Source organism: Neorhodopirellula pilleata, assembly GCF_007859915.1.
GTDB classification, from domain to species: domain Bacteria; phylum Planctomycetota; class Planctomycetia; order Pirellulales; family Pirellulaceae; genus Rhodopirellula; species Rhodopirellula pilleata.
Map to the genome: position 1 here is coordinate 91749 of NZ_SJPM01000010.1, position 24402 is coordinate 116150.

Genomic DNA, 24402 nt, shown 5'->3' on the forward strand with positions numbered 1-24402 from the left:
CGGGCCACAAATTGCTGTTCCCTTGTGGCGGGGGAATCGACTAATCAGGTGGTCGAAACGACATGCCTCGGAGCGAAGGACCACCTGAAAACTCATCATGGAAACATCGCTGCATCAACAACTCAAGTCTCACTACGCGACGTCGTCGGACCAAATCGAGGTTGTGATCGGTGCCTATCGAATCGACGTGGTGCGAGATAGTGAGTTGATCGAGATTCAGTGCGCTTCGCTTTCGGCGATACGCAAGAAGGTCATCGATTTGTTGCGTCGCCATGACGTTCGTGTGGTGAAGCCCACGGTCAACCGCACTCGAATCTGCAAACGAAACGTCTCGAACGGACCGGTCATTTCACGCCGGCTCAGCCCCAAGTGCGGTGCCGTCCATGATATCTTTGAAGAATTGATCTACCTCCGTGGCGTTTTTCCGAATCCTCGGCTGACGATCGAGATCCCGACGATCGATGTCAATCAGTATCGATGGATGCGAAAACGGAAAACTCGCCGTCGTCGTGACCCGGGTTACGTGATCGAAGATACCGAACTGGTCGACGTTCATTCGACCGTGGAACTGAATGAGCCATCGGACTTATGGCAACTGCTTCCCGGCGAAGCGGTAAGCAAGTTGTTTGATCAAGCGAGCGATTCGTCGGGAGTCTTCAATACCAACGACTTAGCGGACGCGGTGGGCTGCGCAAGATGGATTGCTCAACGAATCGCCTACGTCTTGCGACACTGTCACGCGATCGAACCGATCGGTCGGGATCGCACGGGCATTCGCTACCGAATCCCTGTGCAACACGCCATCCTCGTTTGAACCGAATGATCCGTGGTGGCGACTTTCAGTCGCCAAGTCCTGAAGCGACGACAGATAGTCGCCACCACTTGTGGAACTTCAGTCCGGTTGCTTGACGAAGTTCGTCTTGGGCGGCAACTTCTTCACGCGGGACAGGGCGGCAATCCGGTGGGACGAATCTTCGGACGCCTCGCGTGGTAGATCATTTTGGTATTGCGACCTATGGGTTAGCGATGACGAGCGTGGTACCCGCGTCGTTTCGCTTGGTTGGTGAATCCATGAGCGGGTTTGATGCAAACTTGATGGCTTGGCCGAGTCCGCATCATCGAGCTGGTCCTCCCAACCGCGAGGGATCGGTTCGGGATAGGTTGGTATCAAGGGATCGTCGATCGGATCGAGGGAAGTGTCTTCCCCAGGCAGTGTGTCGTTCATCGGCGGTAAGAGTTGTTCCAGCGGCACGGGAAGTTCGTCCTCGAGTGACGATTCCATCTCCAAGATCGACGGGGAAAGTCCATCGCGAGGACTGGACCGATCACTAGGACTGGGCAGACTGTCTTCACGGTCGCGGGATTGGTCTGGACTTGGTTGTCGGGATTGTTCGGCTTGTCGTTGTGCTTCGGCGGCAGACTCGGCTTCAGCAGCCAACTCCCGACGCATTCTCGCTTTGAGTTGCTCGACTTTGGATTCGTCGATTCGACGCCGTTCTTCGCTGCCGACCGGGGGCCCGCCGATGATCTGATTCGGCTCGGTTTCACTGGGGTCGATCAGGTACTTATCAAACTTTTTCTGCAACCGTTTTTGTTCAAGGTATTCGCGATACTCGGCAAGCTCGTGTTCGGTCATTTGGGGCGGGTTGGTCGGAGCCTCTGCGCGGAGTACCGAATGATCCATCGACTCAGAGGCGAACGGCGAGGGGTAACTTCGAGTCGAGTATTCCCTTTGATTTCCGTCGGGATCGAGTTGGGAATAGTAATGCCCAGCGGATTCTTCGGGGTCAACCAACGGTTTCATTGGTCGCACATTTGCCGCATTTTGGCTGACCGCCCACGCGTACCGATCAAATCGGTGATAGAAGGTATCGGCTGTCGGCGATCGCATCGGGTCGACACCCGCAAACGCAGCGTTGCCGCATTGGGGGCAGCCATGAAACTTTTCGCAGTCCGTTCCGATTCGGGCGGGAAACGAACGCGGTGGTAAGTTCGCAAGCGGACGAATTCCGCTGCTGTAGCAAGCGTGGTACCCGTCACCGTATCCACAACCGCAAAGCCGTCCACTCCGCGTGATCGCTTCAGGAAACCCGGCTAGGGAAGGGATCGTCGAAACGACGGCACCGACGGAAACGACGGCGATCGCCGCGAGCCATCGACGTCGATGTTTCCGGCGATGGGTCGAAACGTGATGGGTTGGGCAAGATGGAAGGGCGGCAACATCGTTCATGGGGATGTCCAACGGGTTCAATCGCAATGAGAATCACAATGGTCTCAACCGTCATGATCGGTCGGTTGTGACGAACCGTTTCGACCGACCGAGCCAACCCGCTCAGATTTACCGCACCTCGGCAGGATCGCGTCAATCAGGTAACCTGTAGGGATGATTCCTCCAGCATTAATCCTTGTCGATTCCGATCAAACCTCCACCTCTCCGAGTTCGTCGGCGACGGCGACGCTGTTTGCCGGTTTAGCCGATCGGAACGCGAATTTGTTTCGTCGTTTGGGGCTGCCTCTGGGAGACCCGGCGGCTTGGTTGGAATTGCCCTCGGGGCGGGTCGTTCGCATCGTCCGCGATCTTGAGATGGATCGCGCTCGCGCCCGCGCCCATGAAATGTCTGCCAATCCGGGCGCGGTTCATTGTCCAGCCGATTTCAAGCCAGAGGATGGCGAGTTGAGCAGCGACCGAGAAACCGCCGTTGCACAATCGATCGCAGTTCTAATGAAACAAGAAGGGGTCACCAACGTGATCGGTGACCGCTCCTTGCCGTTAATCTATGTCTATCAGTTGGCCGAGGTGGGCATCCGAGTTCAGTACGATGCGGCGTTGGGCGTGATCGATCGCCGTCCCAAGTCGGCGTCCGAGATCGAGGCTCTTGCCCACGCACAGCATGTGACTGAACAGGTTATGTTCGAAGTCTGCCACCGGATCGCCACCGCGACGGTCGACGATGATGGGCAGCTGTTTCAAGACGGCGGCTTGTTGACGAGTGAACGATTGGTCAATTACGCCCGACGCGGTTTTATGGAGCGAGGCTTCACGATGAGCCACGGTGCGATTGTCGCGTGTCCGCCGCATTCGGCCGATTGTCATCATGCCGGTACCGGCCCGTTGTATTCAGGCGTGCCGATTATTGTCGATCTGTTCCCACGAGATGAATTGACCCGCTATCACGGTGACTGCACGCGGACCGTGGTGCATGGAACACCGAGCGATGAAGTAATTCGAATGCACGCGGCGGTAGTGAAAGCCAAGGCTGCCGCCGAAGCCGAATTGTATCCGGGCCGAACGGCCGAGGCGGTGCATTTAGCATCGGACCGGGAACTGATCGCGGCGGGCTATCAATCTCATCGCGGACAACTGACCGAGGCTCCATCGATCCAACACGGTACCGGCCACGGAATCGGTTTGGAGATTCACGAACCGATCTTATTAGACTTCGGCGGCGAAGCGATGCTCGAAGGTGAAGTGTTCACCGTCGAACCCGGCTTGTACGGCAAACGGGACGGGGGCGTCCGCGTCGAAGACATGTTGGTCGTTACGCAAAACGGACCAAGGAACCTCAACCAGTTACCACAAGGTTTGAACTGGGAGTGATCGGCAAGTCTCAGCGTCAGAATCTTCTTTTAAGGATCCCTCGCTCTCCGGCGTGTTGATTCAGTGAGCCGACGGCGCTAGCGGGCTGTCGATTTAATTAGCCGTACCGCGTTAGCGGCGGTTCCCGCGACCGTTAACCGGGGCTAACGCCCGTCGGCTAATTGTTGTCACTCGGTATACGATTAAATCAACAGCCCGCTTTTTCGGGCGTTGGCTTTAAAGTCCGTGCGGTTCATTCCAAGAAACATCTGTCCGGGCGTGCAAGCGTTTGCTCACCTGTGTATTGCCACCGGAGAACAATTCGAACCGGGTCAACACCTCGTCGACATGAACTTGTTGAGCTTCATGAACCAGCATCGGTGTGATTCCGGGGATGATCACGGTGGTCAGAGAACCTTTGTGAGCCGACACGATCTTTGGTTCTAAACGTTCTCGCTCGGACTCACTCGCCACGAGCAACAGCAACCGTTGGCGTCCTCCGCATTGCAGCAGTCGTGGTCTCGCGACGTCAAGTGCCGACTCGATGGTTGTTTGTTGTTCCCACCGATTCTTGCTTCGGGAACCACCTGCAATCATTTGCGTCTTCATCAGGCCGGTTTGACCGGTTTTTGTCGATGAGCCGGACGTGCAGTACAGTGCCGTGGCAACGATGGAATCTTTCGAAGATTGGTTTGAATCGTCGTTGACGTTTGTCGTCGAGTCGACCCCAGGTTCGGCCGATTCATTTCGATGTTGATCAACGATCCGTTCGACGATTGGCAAACACTTCGCAACCAAGTCCGTAGCCATTCCCTCGACCTCCCACGGGGCATTAGGACTGTGGATCGGTTTGGTTAACCATATTTGTGCTGTCTCGGCGTGGACTTGGTCGAGGACGGCTTGTAATCGCGATTGAATCTCTTGTGGCATGTCTTGCCATGGATTCTCGGTATCGCGGTTGTCGCCCGGGACGCTGCGGATCGCCCGCGCGATCCCGATGGCGGTGGCCGTTAATTGGGTGTGCAATTGCTCGAGCTGATTCTGCAGATCGACCGTCGCATGCAACGTGATTCGCTGTGCGATCAACGAGATCGATCTTCTTGCAATCTCTTCGGCAAACAACAACCGGTCCGCTGCGTCGTCGACACCTGACGTCGTTGCATCCTCAATGTTTGCTAGCGAACCGCCAGCAAACTCACTCGGAGAGTTGGATTCGGTCTCAATCTCTTCTTGAAGATTGGCGATCTCTTTTGCGAAATCGAGTGATAATCGTTCAATCGCCTGGACCGCCGACGTGATGTCGATACGTCCATCGTTCAATCGAGCGACCAGTTCTCGTCGCAGCATTAGTAACTGTCCGGCCGCTCGTCGATCTAGCTGGCCGCTGATGTCGGCATCGTCGAGTGCGTTGAAGATGACGTTCTCGACCGCGTCAGGTTGGCTTAACGCCTCGTCACTTAATGGAGCCAGTAGCTGGGCAATGTAGTTGGAGATGCTGTTCTCGTTGTCGCCAAACTGTCCGACAATGAACTCGACGGTGCTGGTTAAATCCAACCCGCATCGTTTTTTAAGTCGTTCAGCGAGCGGTCCGGCGATCTCGCGTGATTCGGCGGGACGTCCGAGCCATGTGAGTAGCAACTGACGGGTCGCCGACGGTGCGAGCAAGTTTTCTTCAAGGGCTCGCAAACACTTCAATCTCGCCACCCCGACGCTTCGGATCATCGGCTTGATCATGTTTCCCGAATCTTGAATGTCACAGTGGCGGGCGCTCGCGAGAATCTCGGACGCACCGGTCGCGTCCGCCCAAAGGTAATCTACGATGGTTGATGATGCCGACGGTGAATCTGCGGTCTGTTGTTCACCATCGAGGACCAAATAGGCGTTGCGCAATGGGTTGCGTACTGCGGGGACTCCCGGCCAACCGATTCCTTCATCGCCCGGATAGCTGTTGCCTGGTAAAAGGTAATGGCGGATCTCGGAGATTGCGGCGTGGGTATCGTGCAAGCTCACGCCTTGAGTCGGGTTCCCTTGCAAACTAACCGCAGAAAACAGCGGCAGGATCGGCGCATGCTCCAAGCCGGCTTCATCGAGCAACGTTCGCAGTCGCGGTGTGATGTCGAGCACCATGCCGCTGGCCGTTCCGCCAGACAACGAACCGACGACATAGATCGACGGTACTCGTTCGCCGCAAACGGCGGCCAAGTGGTCGATGGCCTCACGCAATCCAGAGTCGATTTTCTCTGCATGATCCATCATCGCCAATCGGCCAAGTGGTCGCATGCCTTCGGTCGCTCCGCTACGTGGCACGTTGTAGATCCATCGCCGCGATACCGAACGCATGTGTTGGGTCGGACGATCGCGGTATTCCTGAGCGCTTCGCAGGGGCGTGTGCAGAATGGTTGCCGGAGGGATTCGGTCGGATGCCTCGGTTAGTCGTGCGGCGTGGATGTTTTGCATGTCCGTATCAATCAGGACCGAATGCAAGTCCAATGGACACGCCGAATGCAAGGTCGCCACGCGCCCCCGCAGTTCATGCAGGCATTCCCCGCCTGCACCACCGATTGCGACCACCAACGCATGCCCCGTCACACGGCTCTGTAGTAACTTGGTCTGGGCGTTGAGGCTGGGCAGATCCTCTACCTTACCGGATTCGCTCGGTCCGGCGACGTTGACTCGCTGGACGACGGTCGATTCACGTTGCCGCGGTGTTCGCAATGCCTCGACGAACGCCTTGCAGCTATCGAATCGACGTTTAGGGTCCTTTTCGAGTGCGCGGGCGACGGCGACTCGATCGGCGGGCGGCAGCGGTTCCAAGTTGGGCGCGGCGTGGACATGTTGCGTTGCCAATTGGGCGATCGTTCGTCCGGCAAACGGTCGTGTGCCCGTTAAAAGTTCCTGGTACATAACGGCGAGTGAATACTGATCGCTATTAATACTCGGTTGACCATCGAAGACTTCCGGTGGTGCATAGATCGGCGTCAGCCCGCCGATGATCGACTGATCAATATCTCGCAAATCTTTTAGCAAACCAAAGTCGCCGACTTTGACGTGCCCGCCGACCATCAATAGGTTCCCAGGCTTCACGTCAAGGTGCTGCAGTTGATAACTCGTGTGCAAGTAGTCAAGTGCGTCGGCGGCATCGTGCAAATACGATAGTAACGCCGAACGTGGGATTCCACACGAACCTCGATCGATGTGGCGTTTCAGAACGTCCTCGAGAGAACCGTCGGCCAGTTCGGTGACGATCACCAATTGGTCGTCGACAACGCCGAAGCGTTCCAGCGTCAAAAGAAATGGGTGGTGGACGCCTTTAATCCGCTCGAGTGATTTCAGCTCACGCGATCCACGGTTCGCTTCGGTCGCGCCGAAAACAAACTTAACCGCCTTTTTTAGGCCGCCTGGTGCGTTGCATCGCCATACCTCACCGAAACCGCCTGCGCCGATTTTCTGCTCGAGCGTATAGCCGGCGATCGGCTCATAGCCGGGAGCGATTCGTCGAGTTACTTGAGTGGTCATGGTTTATAGAGCGCTGAAGTAGTTCTTGCAGGCCTGGTCCAGGTAGTCTGGGCGAAGCGTCAATGGGAGTTTTCGATATCGGCAAAAGTTGGCAACCTGAGTCAAAAGATCACGCGGGTGACAACGACGCGGCGAACGTCCGGTGGCTTTATAGAAGTTCAGCAGATGTTCGGCAGCTTCAGGCGTTTCGGGAAAGCCCAGTTGAGCTGCGACTGTTTTCATGAGAACGCGGTACTCCTGCGGGGTCGGATCATCCACAAAAATTTTGTAAGGCACACGACGCAAGAAGGCTTCGTCGACCAAATCGTCAGGATTCAGGTTCGTCGAGAAAATGATCAATTGCTCAAACGGAATTTGGATCTTTTTTCCCGTCGGGAGAGTCAGATAGTCGCATCGATTTTCCAGGGGAACGATCCAGCGGTTCAACAACTCCTCCGGTGCGATTCTCTGGCGACCAAAGTCATCGATCAGGAGGCACCCGCAATTACTCTTCATTTGCAGGGGGGCTTCACACATGTTCGATCGCTGATCATGGCGTACTTCCAAGTTGCTCATGACCAATTCGCCACCGACGACGACACTGGGACGTTGAATCCGAATCCAACGCTTGTCCCAATCCTGGGCGTTGAGCAATTGTCCGTCTCCATCAGGAACCGGTGCTTCGCGATGAAACGCATCGTCCTTGAGTTTGATTAAATTGCCGTCATCAAGAATCGCATGGGGAATCCAAATTTCTTGGCCGAGGCAACGTGTCAGGCTGCGAGCGATCGTTGTTTTGCCGTTGCCGGGCGGTCCGAACAGAAATAGTCCCGTATTGCTGTTGATCGCTGGCCCTAGCTGATCTAGCAGTTCGTCTTGGTAAGAGATTCGCGACAGCGACGCCCGGAGTTGGTCCCGATCGATCGGATCGACGCCGGCTGCTTGAGCCTCGACGCTGAGCGTGTAGTCGGACAATAGCACGGGGGCGGGACCAACGTAACTGCACTGGGCGAAGTGCTGATTGGCTCGTTTCTGGCCCATCTCGGTGAGCGAATAGTAATAGTCGTTAAAAGCAGCCGGACGGACGTGAGCAACGAACTTTCGCGTTCGAAGCGCATCGATGATCGGCTCGACAATTCGAAACGGCAAACCCAAAAGGGTGGACGCATTGCGGCCACTAACGGTCCCGGCTTGCAAAACTGTCTTCAGCAACAACGACTCGATAAAGGTTACCGACAAACCTAGCTCGTTGATCGACCGCGGTTCGGACGGCCAGAATGTATCGTCGGTTAGCAATCCACCCAAAGCTGATGAAGATTCAAAGCTGTGGGTGTCGGTCATCAAGGCGTTCATCGAACATTCGTGGGGTCGCGAGTACGATCGGAAGCCCGATTCCCACTGTGAAAATCAAGCTCATGCAAACGTAGCTTGCTTTCCATGACACGCTCGAAAAAAAGGGCCGGCACGCCACCTTGGAATTCGATCAATCGGTCAACAAACGTGATGCGATCACGCACGCGGCCGTTTCAATCCTCAGAATCCGCTTTCCCAGATCGACCGGCTTGATCGACGCATCCAAGCAGTCTTGCAATTCAGATTCCGTCAAGCCTCCCTCGGGCCCGATGACTACCAAGCACTCTGGAACGATCGAGGACTCCGGGGGCGACGACTGATTTGAACGGATCGGATCGATCGAAGTCGGATTGCCCGACGGCATCGCCACGTAGGCCGTGCGGTCGACGAAATCGGACTGGCGATATTTCGTGATCCATTGCCCAAACGTCAACACCGGTAAAATCGGCATCAGGTGGTTCCGACCGGATTGTTTGCAGGCTTCGATCACGACCCGTTCGAGCTTCTCGATCAGGCTGCTACCCGGAGCCCGCTGCGTTCGTTCGAAAACGATCGGCTGAACTTGATGGACCCCGATTTCGGTCAGTCGTTCAATCATTTCTTTCGCTCGGTCCGGCTTAGGAATCGCGATGGCCATGATCAAATTGACCGACGGTTCAAGATCGATCGCCGCAATCGAATCGATTCGACAAACACACTGACGCTTGGAAACATGCGTGATCGCCGCTGCCGCTTGGTGCCCCTGGCCGTCGAATAACTCGATCGTATCGCCTTCAACGACCCGCATCACCCGCGCAGCATGAGCGGCCTCTTCGGGTGGCAATTCGATCAACCCTGACATCTGTGCCAGATTGGGAACGTAATAGCGGCGAGTCATGAACGATTTTTCTAACGCGGGGCTACAGCCCCAACTCCTTGAGCGTCGGCTCGAGGGCCTCGGCCCAGATCTCGTAGCCCTTCGTGCTCAAGTGCAAGTAGTCGGGCATGATCTCAGGATCGATACTGCCGTCCGATTCGAGGAATCGGTCGCCGATTTCGATAAAGTGGACTCGCTCGCCGTCGGCAAATTTCGCGATTCGATCATTGATGGCGATGTTGTTGAGTCGCATCACGTCAAACTTCGATTCTCCCCGAGGAAGGATCGCTTGCAACACGATCTTGGTCTTGGGCAGTTTTTGTTCGAGCAAAGCGAGGATCTCTTGGACACCTGCGGCGACCTCGGCGGGATCTTGCATGAAGTGACCGGTATTATTGGTTCCGATCATCAACACCAACACTTCAGGTTGGATTTTGCCCAAACCGCCATAAGTTAATCGCCAGATCACATGCTCGGTGCGATCGCCGCCGATCCCCAGGTTGATCGCGTTGTGACCGGCGTAGTGTTTCTCCCAGACTTCCTTGCCGCGACCTTCCCAACCTTGGGTGATCGAATCGCCAAGGAACGCCAGACGAACGTCTTTCATGTTCCGGGCGTTTTGGGTGATTTGCTGATCTCGCTGCCGCCAGCGTTCTTCGTCGCCCCGGGTGTCGGGAATGGTTGCCGAATTGACGTCATAAAAATCTCGCAGGTCTTCATATCGCTTTTTCAGCCCTTCGAAGATCGCTGCGTAAGCGGGTTCGTCGTGCAGGCTCGTCATTTCGTTGGGGTCCGATTGCAAGTCGAACAGTTGCCACTGACGCGTCCGTGGAAAGAACATCAATTTGTATTGGTCCGTCCGCACGCCGTCGTGTTTAGGGACGTTATGAACGGCCGCGTTTTCGTAGTACGCGTAATAAATAGCGTCACGCCAAGACGATGACGCCTTACAGCCGTTTTGCATCATCGGCACCATCGATCGACCTTGAATCGCGGCGGGAACTTCGGCCCCGGCGATGTCCAAGAACGTGGGCGCGTAATCGATGTTTTGGATCATCGCGCGGCTGTCCGTCCCAGGTGCGATCACACCGGGCCAACGGATCAAGAACGGCATCCGCAAAGATTCCTCAAACATCCATCGCTTGTCGTACCAGCCATGCTCGCCCAAGTAAAACCCTTGGTCGCTGCTGTAGATCACGATCGTGTTATCGGCGAGTCCGGCCTCGTCCAGATACGACAGTATTTCGCCAACACTATCATCAACCGCTTGAACGCATCGCAAGTAATCCTTGATGTAGCGTTGGTACTTCCAACTCACCACATCGCGATCGGATAACTCACCCGCCTTCATTGCCCGAATGAATTCTTGGTTTTCAGGTTCGTAAGCCGCGTCCCAGGCCGCCCGTTGGGCCGTGGTCATTCGGGCGTACTCGCCATCTTTGAGGTTCGATTCGAAATGCTTGGGGAACTCGTTTTCGCCATGGAACTTCATGTCGTGGCCCCAGTAGAAATGGTTGGCGACGGACATTTCGTTCTCCTTGAGCAGGTCGCTGCGACCGCTGTAGTCGTCGAACAGCGTTTCCGGCTCGGGCACATCTTCGTTTTTATATAACGAAAAGTGTCGCGGGTGCGGGGCCCAGTTGCGGTGCGGTGCCTTCTGTTGGCACATCAGCATGAACGGCTTGTTGGGATCGCGTTGTTCTTTCAACCACTGCAGCGAGTGTTCGGTGATGATGTCCGTAACATAGCCCTCGAACCGCTTCTTGGTGCCGTCTTGTTGAATCAAGTCGGGGTTATAGTAATGACCCTGGCCCGGCAGGATCTCCCAGTGATCAAACCCCGTCGGATCGGTCCCCAAATGCCATTTGCCGATCAACGCGGTTTGATAACCAACGTCTTGCAACAACTTGGGGAACGTCACCTGGGTTCCATCAAAGCGATTGCCGTTTCTCAAGAATCCGTTGATATGAGAATGTTTGCCTGTCAAGATGCAAGCGCGCGACGGACCGCAGATCGAGTTCGCGCAAAACGAGTTCTGAAAAACCGCCCCCTCCTTGGCGATCCGGTCCAGGTTGGGTGTTTGGTTGATCTTCGATCCGTAGGCACCGATCGCCTGCAACGCGTGATCGTCCGAAAAGACGAAAACGATGTTGGGCCGTTTGGCAACGCCCGACGGATCAGTGGTTTGATCACTTTGGGCGTGAAGGGTCGAAATAGGAACAAGAGCCGCTAGAAACGCCAACAGCATCAAACGAAGACAAAACCGAAAACAATTCATGGATCGCTAGGTGGGGCAATGGGGAGGGAGTCATGAGGTCGGACGCCCATGATAACCCATCCAAGCAAGCTCGTCGTCGGTTGGCTCAATCGAAATCGTGGCGACGAAACCCGATCAGAGCGTCGGCAAAGCAGCTTTGGGCGGCGCGGCGGCGGCCTTGGCAGCGAGATTGCGAACGAGCGCGCGGGCGACCTGCTCGAACGGAGCTCGCGCGCGGGCGTCCTCGTAAATCACTTTCGCCAATTCACCCGCGTCACCGGCTTCCCTCAAGACGATGTCGATCGGCAAGCCACCCAAATACGGGACGCCGAGTTCTTCGGCTTTGTTTCGAGCCCCGCCTCGTCCAAAGATGTCGTAGTTCTTGCCGCAGTCGGGACACTGGAATCCGCTCATGTTTTCAACCATCCCGGCGACCGGAATGTTGACCTTCTTGAACATGCTGATCGCCTTGACCGCATCGAGCAAAGCAACCTCCTGTGGAGTGCAAACGACGACCGCGCCTGTTACAGGAACGTTTTGCGAAAGTGTTAACGCCACGTCGCCGGTCCCCGGAGGCATATCAATGACGAGATAATCTAGCTCGCCCCAGTCGGTGTCCTTGAGGAACTGGGTGATCGATCCGTGCAACATCGGACCACGCCAAATGACAGCTTGATCAGGTTCTAATAAGAATCCCATCGACATCACCGGCATCTCACCATTGAGTCGAATGGGTTCGATCTTCTTCGCTTCGGAGATCGACGGTCGGCCTTGGAGTCCGAGCAAGTGTGGCACCGACGGTCCGTAGACGTCGGCGTCCATCAGCCCCACCTTCGCCCCGAGTCGTTGCAGGGTCAGGGCGAGCGACGCGGCGACGGTGCTTTTGCCCACACCACCCTTGCCGCTGCCGACCAAGATCACGCTTTTGGCTCGCAACCCGATCTGCCCCAATCGGGCCGGCGGGCGGGCATGGACCGGGGTTTCGATTTCAATCGTCTTGCCGGGGGCTGCGGCCAGCACTTTGTCACGGATCGCGTCGGCAACCTCGTCGGCAATGATCTGGTTGTGCGATGTGATGGCGACCCTCAGACGAATCGTGTCCCCATCGATCTGAACATCCTGCAGTTGCCCCATCGATCCGAGCGGGCGGCCCGATTCAGGATCCGGGTGCTGGGCGACAAGCTCGCGGATGGAATCACGGAGGGTATTCGGATCGGTCATCGAGTCAATGCAATCAGATCGGCGGTCGAGGCGGAAAGACGTCGATCAAGTGTAGCCGTGACGAGGCATCCTTCGTAGCCGCCTACCTTGGCTCACGCGTCGTAGTAGCTCACCGTTGCTCACGATAAGTCGTGAAGCTGAGAAACGCGAGCAAAGCAGCAAAGAAGACAAACGCGATATTCATCAACATGCTCGTCGATCCCAATACGGCTGTGTCCGCCATTCCGGCTAGCCCAAGGACGGTTTCCGAACCGAACAGAACCAGCAAGAGAATCGACGCCACAAGGCTGAGCAGACAGAGCGCCTTGGGCATGGACGGAAACCTCGCAGAGAATCAAAAGAGAAGAGGATCAAGATGTGGACGGCATTGTACTGACGCACATAATAATTGCGCAGCCCCGAGATTTCAGGAAGTTGCCCAGAAGTGGCACTTTAACGTCCATTCCCCTAAGTTTTTAGTCCGGTTGCGACGGCTGTGACGAAATATCACGTGAAAAAGTCGACTATTCGCCGGCAAGATGTCATGCGACGATGGCGTTTTCCCCTTTTTTTCGACACCGCAATCATTCGCCCATGAGACGCACGCTCTTCCTAATCCCTCACGAGGTGGCTGGCATTCCCGTCTTTGGGGTCGGTTGGCTGCTGTTCGGTCTGGCCGCTTTCGTTCTCGTGAGGTTGGCCTGGGTCACATTTTCAGACAACGCCGGCACTTCGATCACGGCGGCATTGAAGCAAGAATTCGGAATGTGGGCGACTTTCGCGGCGATCATTGTATTCGCACTGCCCCGGGCGGAACTTGCCAACGTCACTGGAGATCCGGTCGGGATGCCGATCCGGGGCTACGGCATGTTTCTGATGCTCGCCGCAATCGGGTCGGTCAGTATCGCGGCGTGGCGTGCCGACCGGGCTGGCTTGGGCTCGGAAATGATCCTTCGACTGGCTCCTTACACGTTCATCGGCGGTTTTCTCGGTGCTAGATTGTTCTATGTGATCCAGTACCGAGCCGACTTCATGCGAGAAACCTGGTCGGAAACCCTGCTCGCGATGGCGGCGTTCACCCAAGGCGGGCTGGTCGTTTACGGCGGATTCATCGGCGGATTCTTTGCTTCGGTATGGGCGATCCGTCGGTTTCAAGGATCACTTTGGAAATTCGGCGATGTCATCATTCCGTGTGTTTTCGTCGGACTGTTCTTTGGGCGGTTGGGATGCTTGATGAACGGGTGCTGTTACGGCGGCGAGTGCCAACCGAATCCGTTGTCGGTGCAGTTCCCACCGGGTAGTAAAGTGTACGCGGACCAGCTTACCAGTGGCGACTTAATCGGGATCGAGTCCCAAGTCGTCGATCAGCCGGCGAACGACCAAACGCCCGGACGGATCTCACGTCGGATCGAATCGATTCATCCGGGTAGCATTGCCGACCAAGCGGGATTGGAACCAGGGCAAAGCGTCGAACTCATTGTTGATCCGAGTTACCTCAATCAAGCCCCTCCGGATGTGCCTGCCGAAGACGCGTTGCCGGGACTGGCGATCGTTCGTGATGGCGAATTGATCGCTCGCGTCGGGCCGGATGAACTGCCGCCGGTTGCCAATCCCGTCGTAGCGACCCAGGTGATCAGTTCCGTTCTAGCGGCGATCATGTTCGTCGTTTTGTTGATTTTGGAACGGTGGGTGCAACGTCGGCCATGGTATCGCGATGGACTCTTGATGTTGGTCGGCTTCATCGGTTACGCGTTGATCCGGATCGTGTTGGAATGGGTCCGGGTGGACGAAGCCGGACAATTCGGCACGTCGCTTTCCATTTCCCAGTGGGTCAGCCTAGCGGTAATCACCGCCAGCCTGATCGCAATGGCGGGAAGGTGCCGTGGACGAGTTGACGAGTCCCCGGCAATGTAGCGGGCGAAGACTCGAGTCTTATTCCCGATCGCAGTTTGTCAGAAAAAGGGTTCGGGTTGGCATATCGTGGCTCGACGGTCCTCCGTCGAGAATCACGGTGGCGAGAATCACGGTGGGAACCACCGTGCCACGTTTTATGCCAACCCTCAACTAAAATTTAGGGTTATTGAAGTGAGCCGACGGCGCTAGGGGCGTGTTGATTTAATCGTAACCCGAAGCGTGAGCGAGGGATTCATCGCCATTAAGTCCTTTGTATGTATCCCTCGCTCACGCTTCGGGTTTCGATGAGGAATAAATCAACAGCCCGCTAGCCGCGGGCGTTGCTCGACGCCCGACGCTAGCGCGTTCGGCTCACCCTAAAATTAAATTTTGTCGAAGCACTGGAACGAACAAAATAACTCCCGCCAAGATCATCCCATGAAAGTCGCTTGCTTTAGCACGAAGTCTTACGACGAACGTTTTCTGTCGGCTGTGGCCAAGGATCGTGCGCACGAATTTCAGTTCCTCGAAGCCCGTTTGGACGCATCGACGGTGCGGCTTGCCGAAGGGTCCGAGGCGGTTTGTGTGTTCGTTAACGATGACTTGAACGCCGAGGTCATCGCCGGTTTGGCGGGAGTTGGGGTGCGATTCATCGTCCTGCGATGCGCAGGGTTCAATAACGTCGACATCGATGCGGCAACCAAACATCGGATTCTCGTCGCACGGGTGCCCCGTTATTCGCCCCACGCGGTCGCCGAACACACCGTCGGCCTAATCTTGACGCTCAACCGGAAGATCCACAAAGCCTACAACCGGGTCCGCGAAAACAACTTTTCGATCGACGGATTATTGGGCTTTGACCTCAACGGACGTTCGTTCGGAATCATCGGCACCGGCGCGATCGGAATCGTTCTGGCCAAGATCATGAACGGATTTGGCTGTGACGTGCTGTTGTTTGACCCCTACCCGAGCGACCAAGCCCGCGTTTGGGGACGCTATACTGAGCTCGAAGAGTTGTTGCGATCGAGCGATCTGGTGTCGTTGCATTGCCCACTCACTGAAGACACTTACCATCTGATCAACGCCGACCGAGTCGAGCAAATGAAGCCCGGTGCCATCTTAGTCAACACTTCGCGAGGAGGCTTGATTGACGCCGGGGCCGTGATCGCGGGACTCAAAAGCGGTCACCTCGGCGGGGTCGCGTTGGACGTTTACGAAGAAGAATCCGGAGTATTTTTTGAAGACCTGTCTCAGCAAATCATGCAAGACGACGTGTTGTCGCGGCTGATGACGTTCCCCAACGTCCTTGTCACGTCGCACCAAGCGTTCTTCACCCAAGACGCTTTGGAGACGATTGCCGCTACGACGCTGGCCAACCTCGATGCAATGGTTAGCAACAACCCTACTGATGACGAGAAAGAAAACCAAGTCAATGCCATTGCCACGTGAACGCGTTGATGAATGGATGGACGACCCGGCTTTGTCACCGGAGCGACATCGTCATGCCTTATCGGGATTGCGTCGACTGAACCGAATCAGTGGTGTCGCGGGCGCGATGTTCCGGCAACTCAAGCGACTGGCCGCAGCGACCCCAGAACGTCCCTTGCGAATTCTCGATGTCGCGTCAGGCAGTGGCGACCTGCCGATCGCTTGGCTCAAAGCCGCACGCCATTCGGGGATACCGATGTCCGTCACAGCGCTCGACATCAGCGAGGTGGCAATGCAAACGGCCAGCGAGTCGGCCAGTGTATCGGGAGTCCAGTTGGGAACGGTTCGTCGTGACTGCTTACGTGAAGGGTTGCCCGGCGGTTTCGATGTCGTGACCTGTTCATTGTTCATGCATCATTTGGATCCGCCCGATGTCTCTCGATTGATCCAGGAAATGTGGCGGGCGAGCGAACGAGCGATCGTGATCTGCGACTTGGAACGATCTCGCACCAACCTTGCCTTGGTGGCCGCGTCGGCGCGGTTGGTCACCCGCAGCGACGTGGTGCACTTCGATGCGTCGGCCAGCGTTCGTGGAGCATACACCCGTCATGAGTTTTCAAAAATGATGAATGCTTCACTCGGTTTTCCTGTGCGAGTGCGACGCTCGTTTCCATGCCGGTTCATGGTCGTCATCGACCAACAGTGTGAAACCGAATGTATTGCTGAATTATCCCCTGGAATGGTCGGGGTCGGCCCTTGAACGAGACTGCAGTCCGCTCGGCGCGTGATGCCCGTGTTCTTGTCATCGGTGGGGGCGTCGCTGGAATTACCTCGGCGATCCGGCTGCGCCACCGTGGCTTCGCCGTCACGCTAGTTGAACGTAGCGAATTTCCTCGTGAGAAAATCTGCGGATGCTGTTTGGGGGCCGCCGGTTTGAAGGCTCTCGACTCGATCGGACTCGGCGATGGAGTTCGCGCACGAGGCGTTGGCACCAAGTCATTTGTGGGGTACCTGCAAACGCAACGAGGGAATCACCGATGCGGCGCCCCGATCCGACTACCGATTCAGCCCGGTGTCGCGATCTCACGCAGTGTCTTGGACACATACCTCATGGAAGCGGCGATCGAAGCGGGGGTCGAGGTGTGGCAACCTCATCAAGCACAAATTGTCGATAGCGACGAACGCTCGGTCACCGTCCGTCATCGACGATCCGGTGAGCCATGGAAAACGACTGACGAGTTCGCCGCCGCTATCATTGCGACCGGATTGACGGGAGTATTTCAGGGGAAAGCGATCGACGTTTCAGAACTCGCGAGCCAATCGCGTTGGGAATTATCTTGGGTTGAACCCCCACACGGCCCGCTGGGTGTGGCAACCCATGTACCGGGTGATCATCCGCTGGCGATTTCTTGGCCGCTCGTTGATGGTGAGATTCAAATGGTGTGCGGCGACGACGGTTACGTCGGTTTGGTCCGTTTGCCTGGTGGAGCGATTGACATTGCCGCTGCACTTCCTTCGAGAGACAAGCACAAGTCAACGACTGACAAGCACAAGTCAATGACGCAAGCGGTCACCGCCACGCCCGCCGCGAGAATCGTCGAGTTGCTCCGTAGTCACCCCGACATCAGTGCCGAATTCGTCTCGGACCTGAGCGTCTGGCTGCAAAAGGATGCCCATTGGATGACCGCGCCGCCACTGCGTCGTACCCGCAAGGTCGGTCGCGGTCGCGCCGTTGCCATTGGCGATTGTGCTCGATATGTCGAACCCCTGACCGGCGAGGGTATGACATGGGGCATCGAAAGCGGGATTGCGGTCGCGGATTTGTGTGATGAAATCGTTCAATGGGACGGTGAGATCGATTTGTCGACCCGATGGGCCCCTCGACTTGATACACTACAGCCCAAACGGCGTGTCGTTTGCAGTAGTGTCACTGGCGCGTTACGCTCGCGAGTAGTCCGTCAACTGACTCGAATCAGCCTTCGCCACTTTCGGTGGTTAGCTAGTCCTCTGACGCATGGGTTGGCGAGCGGCGCGAAGTTTCAAACAACCGAGATTTGCAGCGGGAGATAATTTCTCGATGGCACTCGTAATTTTTAGACCGGGATCTTACTGATGACACCCCCCGACTCGATTCTTTCGCCGCCATCGGCCTCCTCCTTGGGGGCCTCATCCGTGGCGGCCCGGCGGGTGTCCTCAAGAAACCTATCGGCCAAGCTTTTGGCAATCGAATCAGTGGTTCCGCCATATACCGCCGACGTGGATTTGGCGACGGCAGCCGCACAGGCGATGTCGTGTGGCAACGATAAAGAAGCGGAAATGGTGGCCAAGCTGTACCGACGAACCGGGGTCCAAACGCGAGGCAGTGTGCTGCTGGAACGCGATGGAACAACCGGGCATCTCGGCCAATCGTTTTATCCACACGCGTCAGAGTCATCGCACGGACCGACGACTGCGCAGCGCAACGAGCGGTTCGCCGTCGACGGACCCCGACTGGCCGTTGCCGCCGGGCATGCCGCGATCCGATCGAGCGGTTGTTTGCCGTCGGACATCACCCATTTAATTACCGTCACGTGTACCGGTTTTTATTCTCCTGGTATCGACATCGAATTGATCGAATCGTTGGACCTTCCGGTAACGACCGAGCGGATTCAAATCGGATTCATGGGGTGTCACGCGTTGATCAATGCCATGCGAACGGCCCGGGGGTTGACCTCCGCTGATCGACACGCGTGCGTCCTAATCGTCAGCGTTGAATTATGCAGCCTGCATTATCAATACGGATACAACGCCCAGCGGATTGTTTCAGGATCCTTGTTCGCCGATGGGGCATCAGGAGCCATTGTCGTGGGTAGCGAATACGAATCCACTCATGACCTCGTCGATCCAGACTCAAGCGACACTCCGGCGCAGATCGTGGCAACCGGCTCTTGTCTAATCCCTGGTAGCCGCGATGCGATGACATGGACCATCGGCGATCACGGTTTTGTGATGACGCTATCGGCGTCGGTGCCGGCGTTGATCGAAGAGCACTTGCATGCTTACTTAAGTCAATGGCTAGCCAAGCAAGGCGAGTCGATCGAATCGATCGGAGGATGGGCCGTCCACCCCGGCGGCACTCGAATTTTGACAGCCGTGCAAACCGCCCTCGGCTTAAGTGACGAGCACCTTGAGATCTCTCGAGAGGTACTCCGCCAGCACGGCAACATGTCCTCGGCAACTCTGGGCGCGGTCCTACAACGGTTTGGAAAACATTCGATCCCTCGTCCGTGGCTGATGCTGGGCTTCGGCCCCGGCCTCGAAATCGAGGTCGCGTTGCTGCGGTAAAGGAAGCCGGCCAGCGAAACTCGGACTAACGGTTTTTTCGACCTTTCTTGGCCAACTCGTTCGCGCGCTGTGGATCATAGTCGGGGTTGGGGGTCGGCATCTTGGCTCCGACACGTTGCCGCCATGCTTCCAAAGCCGCACGTAATTCACGAACCAAATCAGGTTGGTTGGCTGCGAGATTGTGTTGTTCGCTTAGGTCATCGCGCAAGTTGTAAAGCTCGATCGAGCTATCTTCGAGGAACTCGATCAGCTTCCAATCGCCTTGGCGAATTACGCTCGCCGGAGTGCTGTGATGATAGTGCGGAAGGTGCCAAAACAACGTATCTCGTGGCAGACCGGATTCAGTCCCGGTCAGTAAGCCGAACAGGCTCACTCCGTCACGCTGGAAGGGGCTGGTTTCCGAGGAGGCGGATTCGATGAAGGTTGGATAGAGATCGATCGTCGTCGCGGGAACATCGCAACTTACGTTTGCAGGGATCTGTCCCGTCCATCTTGCGATGGCCGGAACGCGAATGCCACCTTCGTACAAGGTTCCTTTCTCGTTTCGCAGCGGCTCGTTCGACGTCACAATGGTGCCGTTCTGTTCGGTTTCCAATCCGCCGTTATCGGAAACGAAAATGATCAATGTATTCTCTGCGATACCCGATTCATCCACTGCATCTAAAACACGCCCCACGCTTTGATCGAGTTCTTCCAACAGACCTGCGTACTTCGGTCGGCTTGGATACTCCGGAGCGGGCGTCTTCGCTTCGTACTTGGTCAGTAATTCCGGCGTCGTCGACAGAGGGATGTGAACGGCGTAGTGCGACAGTTGCAACAAGAATGATTGTTGTTTGTTCGCTTGAATGAACTCAACCGCTTTGTCGGTCAGGAATTCAGCGGCCCGGACCGGTTCAGGCAAGCCACTGAGTTTGGGCGGAACCTCGTTTCCTTGGCCTTCGAACAACGTTTGCCATCCTTGCTCTTGCGGTCCGAAACCGTTGCCACCGAGATGCCATTTTCCGAAGTAGCCGGTCGCGTAACCGAGCTGTTGTAAAGTCTCGGCAAACGTCACGACCTCAAGCGGTAATTGCAGTGGCACCGCCGGATCGATCAAGCGAGCAAATGGACGACGGTGGCCGGGAATATGCTGTGTGATGCCGAAGCGAGCTTGGTCCAATCCAGACTGGATGTTTGCGCGTGTCGGCGAACAAACCGGCCCGGCATAAAACTGAGTAAACCTCATTCCTTCGCGGGCCATCTGGTCGATCCTCGGCGTCTCATTAAACCGATTGCCATAGCAACCCGCATCGGCCCAACCAAGATCATCAGCGAGAATGAGAATGATGTTCGGGCGGTCGCCCGATGATTCGTGATTCCGATCTGCCTGAAACGACTGTGCAAAGACCAACGGTTGACCAATGACATGACCCAATAGACCACCACTAATTGCCAAAGCGATGACAGTGAATTGGTTCAACAAGTAACGCCTCAATCCACGACGAATCAATGATGTTATGGAAGTTAGCGTCGCAGTGGCAAAGACCTGAATCATCTTGAATCACTTTTCGGGATCGACGAGGAGTGGCGAATGCTTACTTCATGCGGAGGACCGGCGAGCCGTCAATCGATTTTTGATCTCAAAGACTCAAGCTCAATCTCTCAACCCAGTCTCGTCGCTCGCGTGACACGAGTCAACAACATGCTTCGACCTCGGTCGTGGCCGGTTACAGATCGAGCGCGAGTGGCTGACCGTCTTCGCGGTGTGAGAGCGATTGAAAAAGTGTTTGGTCGATCGAATACGTGATCGTGTGCACACTTCCATCGCCGAACGCAAACAAACATCCGCCTTGGTGAGCGGATCCAAACCACGACTGACACGGTTGGGCGTTGCCGTCATGCTCGGGAGATTGATTGCCCCAGCGAATCACATCCCAATCCCATCCGCTGGTCCAACCTTCGTTGTCGGCGCAAGTGGCGACGTGATAGTGGAGTTCGTTCACGGATTTCTCGCCAACCATCAAGGTGTTCGCTAATCCATCGAGAATCGATGCGGGTGTGGCGACTGATGAGTACTGACTACGTGCCATGAAACCTCCCGCTAAACCGTCGCCCCAGTGTGCAGTCGGGTTAGTGCGGATACCGCCGTTGGCTGCGTAGTCGTTCAACGCGCGTGTGCCGCCCAAGTGGATATTGGTCGCTTCGGATCGCCGGGAGGGGCAAAAAAACAAACCGATCGTGTTGGCTTGTACCACCGCGTCGGATTGCTCCGAATAGATAGCACCTTGTTCGACGAATGGAAGGATTTGATACATCCAGCCCCAGTTCTGGTTCGGAGTGATTTCCGGCACTCCATTGGTCATCGAACGAGGCGACTGCCAATCTAATCCGCCATCGGGAAATTTTTTGTATTGGTTCTCGTGCAAATGAATGCCGAGAGAAATCTGCTTTAAATGATTTCGGCATTTGGTATAGCGTGCCGATTCACGTGCACTTTGAACGGCTGGTAACAGCAATCCGACCATCACGCCGATGACGGCAATCACAACGAGCAACTCGATTATCGTAAAGCCATGTCGTAAAGAACCTGTCCGCGATCGAGCCATTGGATCCTCCCCATCTAGAACCACCGTAAAACCGGTAGTGTACCGAAATCCCTCGGCCGAGTGTTGCAATGTCGTAATCTCGAACATTGCGAGACAGAGCTGTCCGCTTCAGGATCAGTCGTCGATGCTCGATTCTTCCTCAGATCAGGACGAATGGCGGCGCATGGTCAGGATGCGTTGGTGGCCGGCTAGGTCTTTGATTAACTTGATGTCGCTGTAGTGGCCGCTGGAATCGGCTAGCCTGACACAGGCTTCCGCGATCATCGGGCTCAGTTCGATGACCAGCTGCCCTGAGGCTGCGAGGTGACCGGCAGCCTCGCTGATGATTCTCGAAATGATCTCGGTACCTTCGGGTCCCGACAACAACGCGCCCCGCGGTTCATGATTCTTCACCGTCGCGGGCAATTCGTCGTACTCCGCTTGCGAAATGTACGGTGGATTGGTGCAGATCAAGTCGAACCGCGCCTCGGAATCGAGTCCGCCAAGCAGATCACTCTGCAATAGCGTGATCCGATCGTTCAAGCCTTGTTTCTCGACGTTCCATCGGGCGATCTCTAGCGCGGGCAGGCTGACGTCGACGGCAACGATTTCTGCGTTTTCGAAGTTCTTAGCAAACGCGATCGCGATCGCACCACTACCGGTTCCGATATCCAAGACCCGCAAGGGTCGTTCGATTACCGACTCGGCGAGGCGTTTGGCTTGATCGAGGGCTTCGACGACGAGGTGCTCCGTTTCCGGTCGCGGCACTAAGACGTTTTCATCGACACGAATCGGGATCGAATAGAACTCTTTGAACCCGACCAACTGAGCTACCGGAGCCCCGTCGCCCCGACGCCGGACAAGTTCCCGGAATGCGATGCGTTGTTCATCACCGGGCACGTCGTTGAACGAGGTGTAGAGATCGATCCGCTGACAATCCCGGGCGTGTGCCAATAGGATCTCGGCGTCAAGCCGAGGCGATTCACTGCCCCGCGTTTTGAAAAAATTGGTCGTCCACTCGAGCAACCGAAGAACTGTCCATGGTTCGGTGCTTGGTGTGGTCATTCGATCATATCACCGCGAAGTTGGTCGCGATCGTAGTTGATGAGAGCTTCGGTAACCGGGTTTAAATCGCCGCCGATGATTTGGTCGAGCTTGTACAGGGTCAAGTTCACGCGATGATCGGTCAAACGGTTTTGTGGAAAGTTGTAGGTTCGAATCCGTTGGCTGCGATCGCCCGATCCGATCAATCCCTTGCGGGTGGCGGCTTGCTTGGCGGCTTCTTCTTCGCGTTTCTTTTCATAGATCCGAGCCTTCAGAACGCGGAGCGCCTTCGCCAAGTTCTTGTGTTGGCTTTTTTCGTCTTGGCACTGCACGACGATCCCGGTTTCAAAATGGGTCAGACGGATTGCGGACTCGGTTTTGTTAACGTGCTGGCCGCCGGGGCCAGACGCGCAAAACTTGTCGATGCGGTAGTCTTCCCCTTTGAGGTTGACTTCGACGTCTTCGGGTTCAGCGAGTACCGCGACGGTGGCTGCCGAGGTGTGGACCCGACCTTGAGTTTCGGTTTCGGGGACTCGTTGGACACGGTGGCCGCCGGATTCGTATTGCAAATCACGGAAGACATTCTCGCCTTCAAAGGTCAGCATGATTTCCTTGAATCCGCCCATCTCGGTGGCGCTGGCGTCCATGATTTCCGTTTTCCATCCGACCTGTTCGGCGTGCCGCCGGTACATTTCGAACAGATCGCGCGCAAATAGAGCGGCCTCGTCACCACCGGTGCCGGCACGGATTTCCATCACACAACGCGTTCGGTGGGAGTCTTCGCCGCCTACGGTATAGGAAAGCAACTCCTCCCAAATTTCTTCGCGTTGGGCGCGCAGGGATTTCATTTCCGCTTCGGCCATGTCACGTTCGTCGGCATCACCCGCGTCCGCGACCATGGTCTGACATTCGCGGATCTCGTCCGACATGCGTTTGAACTCTCGATACCGGCTGGCCAACTTGGCAAGACTGCCGTGTTCGCGAGCGGCGGCACTCATCCGTGCGCCATCGGCCAAGACATCCGGATCGGACATGCTGGCTTCGAGTTCTTCAAAACGTGCGAGCTTTTCCTCGAGAATGTCGCGGATCGTTCCGCTCATTTCGTGGCTTTCTTGGCCTTCTTAGGCTTTTGCAACGAACCGTAAGTGCCGGCGGCAAATTTCTTCTGGAACTTGTCGATACGACCGGCGGTGTCGACATACTTCAACTTGCCCGTATAGAACGGGTGGCAGTCGCTGCAAATGTCGATTTTAAGCTCTGGACGCGTCGAACGGGTCTGGAACGTATTTCCGCAACCACAGGTAACCGTGGTGTCTTGGTAATTGGGGTGAATGCCGTCTTTCATGGTTGCTTACGCAAAACTGGGGCTAGGAGGATCGAATCGCAAATACTACGCGACGGTGGGCATTCA

19 protein-coding genes are annotated in these 24402 nt (G+C 56.1%); 7 read left to right on the forward strand and 12 right to left on the reverse strand.

Features of this window, described 5'->3' with window-relative positions; genetic code table 11:
* Positions 1-97: 97 nt before the first annotated feature.
* A complete protein-coding gene (locus tag Pla100_RS20745; RefSeq protein ID WP_146579753.1) occupies positions 98-814 on the forward strand; it encodes a hypothetical protein in 717 nt (238 codons plus the stop codon).
* Between the two features lie 78 nt (positions 815-892).
* Here the strand turns inward: Pla100_RS20745 and Pla100_RS20750 are convergent, their stop codons facing one another.
* The gene (locus Pla100_RS20750; RefSeq protein WP_146579755.1) at positions 893-2230 is read right to left on the reverse strand and encodes a hypothetical protein; all 1338 of its coding nucleotides are present in this window, start codon (positions 2228-2230) and stop codon (positions 893-895) included.
* Between the two features lie 153 nt (positions 2231-2383).
* Here Pla100_RS20750 and Pla100_RS20755 point away from each other — a divergent pair, with 153 nt between their 5' ends.
* Positions 2384-3598 (forward strand): M24 family metallopeptidase, encoded by a 1215-nt coding sequence (locus Pla100_RS20755; protein ID WP_146579757.1) that lies wholly within the window; start codon positions 2384-2386, stop codon positions 3596-3598.
* A 216-nt stretch (positions 3599-3814) separates the two neighbouring features.
* Here Pla100_RS20755 and Pla100_RS20765 read toward each other — a convergent pair whose 3' ends face one another.
* The 6 genes from Pla100_RS20765 to Pla100_RS20790 form a co-directional block, all read right to left on the reverse strand.
* Positions 3815-7093 carry a serine/threonine protein kinase gene (locus Pla100_RS20765; protein WP_146579759.1) on the reverse strand — a complete coding sequence of 1093 codons (3279 nt, stop codon included), beginning with the start codon at positions 7091-7093 and terminating at the stop codon, positions 3815-3817.
* Positions 7094-7096: 3 nt separating this feature from the next.
* Positions 7097-8425, reverse strand: coding sequence for an ATP-binding protein (locus Pla100_RS20770; RefSeq protein WP_146579760.1), 1329 nt, complete (start codon positions 8423-8425; stop codon positions 7097-7099).
* Positions 8426-8555: 130 nt separating this feature from the next.
* On the reverse strand, positions 8556-9302 hold the full coding sequence (locus tag Pla100_RS20775) for an RsmE family RNA methyltransferase (RefSeq protein WP_146579762.1): 747 nt from the start codon (positions 9300-9302) through the stop codon (positions 8556-8558).
* A 22-nt stretch (positions 9303-9324) separates the two neighbouring features.
* Positions 9325-11559 carry a sulfatase/phosphatase domain-containing protein gene (locus tag Pla100_RS20780; protein ID WP_231603297.1) on the reverse strand — a complete coding sequence of 745 codons (2235 nt, stop codon included), beginning with the start codon at positions 11557-11559 and terminating at the stop codon, positions 9325-9327.
* Positions 11560-11673: 114 nt separating this feature from the next.
* On the reverse strand, positions 11674-12759 hold the full coding sequence (locus Pla100_RS20785; protein WP_390620633.1) for an Mrp/NBP35 family ATP-binding protein: 1086 nt from the start codon (positions 12757-12759) through the stop codon (positions 11674-11676).
* Positions 12760-12868: 109 nt separating this feature from the next.
* On the reverse strand, positions 12869-13072 hold the full coding sequence (locus tag Pla100_RS20790) for a hypothetical protein (RefSeq protein WP_146579764.1): 204 nt from the start codon (positions 13070-13072) through the stop codon (positions 12869-12871).
* 260 nt (positions 13073-13332) lie between these two features.
* Here Pla100_RS20790 and Pla100_RS20795 point away from each other — a divergent pair, with 260 nt between their 5' ends.
* From Pla100_RS20795 to Pla100_RS20815, 5 genes are all read left to right on the forward strand, one after another.
* Positions 13333-14652, forward strand: coding sequence for a prolipoprotein diacylglyceryl transferase (locus Pla100_RS20795; RefSeq protein ID WP_146579766.1), 1320 nt, complete (start codon positions 13333-13335; stop codon positions 14650-14652).
* A gap of 417 nt (positions 14653-15069) precedes the next feature.
* Positions 15070-16080, forward strand: coding sequence for a 2-hydroxyacid dehydrogenase (locus tag Pla100_RS20800; protein ID WP_146579768.1), 1011 nt, complete (start codon positions 15070-15072; stop codon positions 16078-16080).
* The gene (locus tag Pla100_RS20805) at positions 16064-16819 is read left to right on the forward strand and encodes a methyltransferase domain-containing protein (protein WP_146579770.1); all 756 of its coding nucleotides are present in this window, start codon (positions 16064-16066) and stop codon (positions 16817-16819) included. The genes Pla100_RS20800 and Pla100_RS20805 overlap by 17 nt, the downstream gene beginning before the upstream one ends.
* Positions 16816-18129, forward strand: a complete 1314-nt coding sequence (locus Pla100_RS20810; protein ID WP_146579772.1) for an NAD(P)/FAD-dependent oxidoreductase — start codon at positions 16816-16818, stop codon at positions 18127-18129. Before Pla100_RS20805 ends, Pla100_RS20810 begins: the two co-directional genes overlap by 4 nt.
* Before the next feature lie 42 nt (positions 18130-18171).
* Positions 18172-19383: a type III polyketide synthase gene (locus Pla100_RS20815; protein ID WP_146579774.1), complete on the forward strand. Its 1212-nt coding sequence runs from the start codon at positions 18172-18174 to the stop codon at positions 19381-19383.
* Between the two features lie 25 nt (positions 19384-19408).
* On the opposite strand, the gene Pla100_RS20820 is transcribed toward Pla100_RS20815, so the two are convergent.
* From Pla100_RS20820 to rpmE, 5 genes are all read right to left on the reverse strand, one after another.
* Positions 19409-20842: a sulfatase gene (locus tag Pla100_RS20820; protein WP_197168112.1), complete on the reverse strand. Its 1434-nt coding sequence runs from the start codon at positions 20840-20842 to the stop codon at positions 19409-19411.
* A 247-nt stretch (positions 20843-21089) separates the two neighbouring features.
* The gene (locus Pla100_RS20825) at positions 21090-22055 is read right to left on the reverse strand and encodes a DUF1559 family PulG-like putative transporter (RefSeq protein ID WP_146579778.1); all 966 of its coding nucleotides are present in this window, start codon (positions 22053-22055) and stop codon (positions 21090-21092) included.
* 57 nt (positions 22056-22112) lie between these two features.
* The gene (gene prmC / locus Pla100_RS20830; RefSeq protein ID WP_146579780.1) at positions 22113-23012 is read right to left on the reverse strand and encodes a peptide chain release factor N(5)-glutamine methyltransferase; all 900 of its coding nucleotides are present in this window, start codon (positions 23010-23012) and stop codon (positions 22113-22115) included.
* Positions 23009-24091, reverse strand: coding sequence for a peptide chain release factor 1 (prfA, locus tag Pla100_RS20835; RefSeq protein WP_146579781.1), 1083 nt, complete (start codon positions 24089-24091; stop codon positions 23009-23011). Before prfA ends, prmC begins: the two co-directional genes overlap by 4 nt.
* Entirely contained in the window at positions 24088-24336 is a 249-nt protein-coding gene (rpmE, locus tag Pla100_RS20840) for a 50S ribosomal protein L31 (protein ID WP_146579783.1), read from the reverse strand. Before rpmE ends, prfA begins: the two co-directional genes overlap by 4 nt.
* Between the last annotated feature and the right edge of the window lie 66 nt (positions 24337-24402).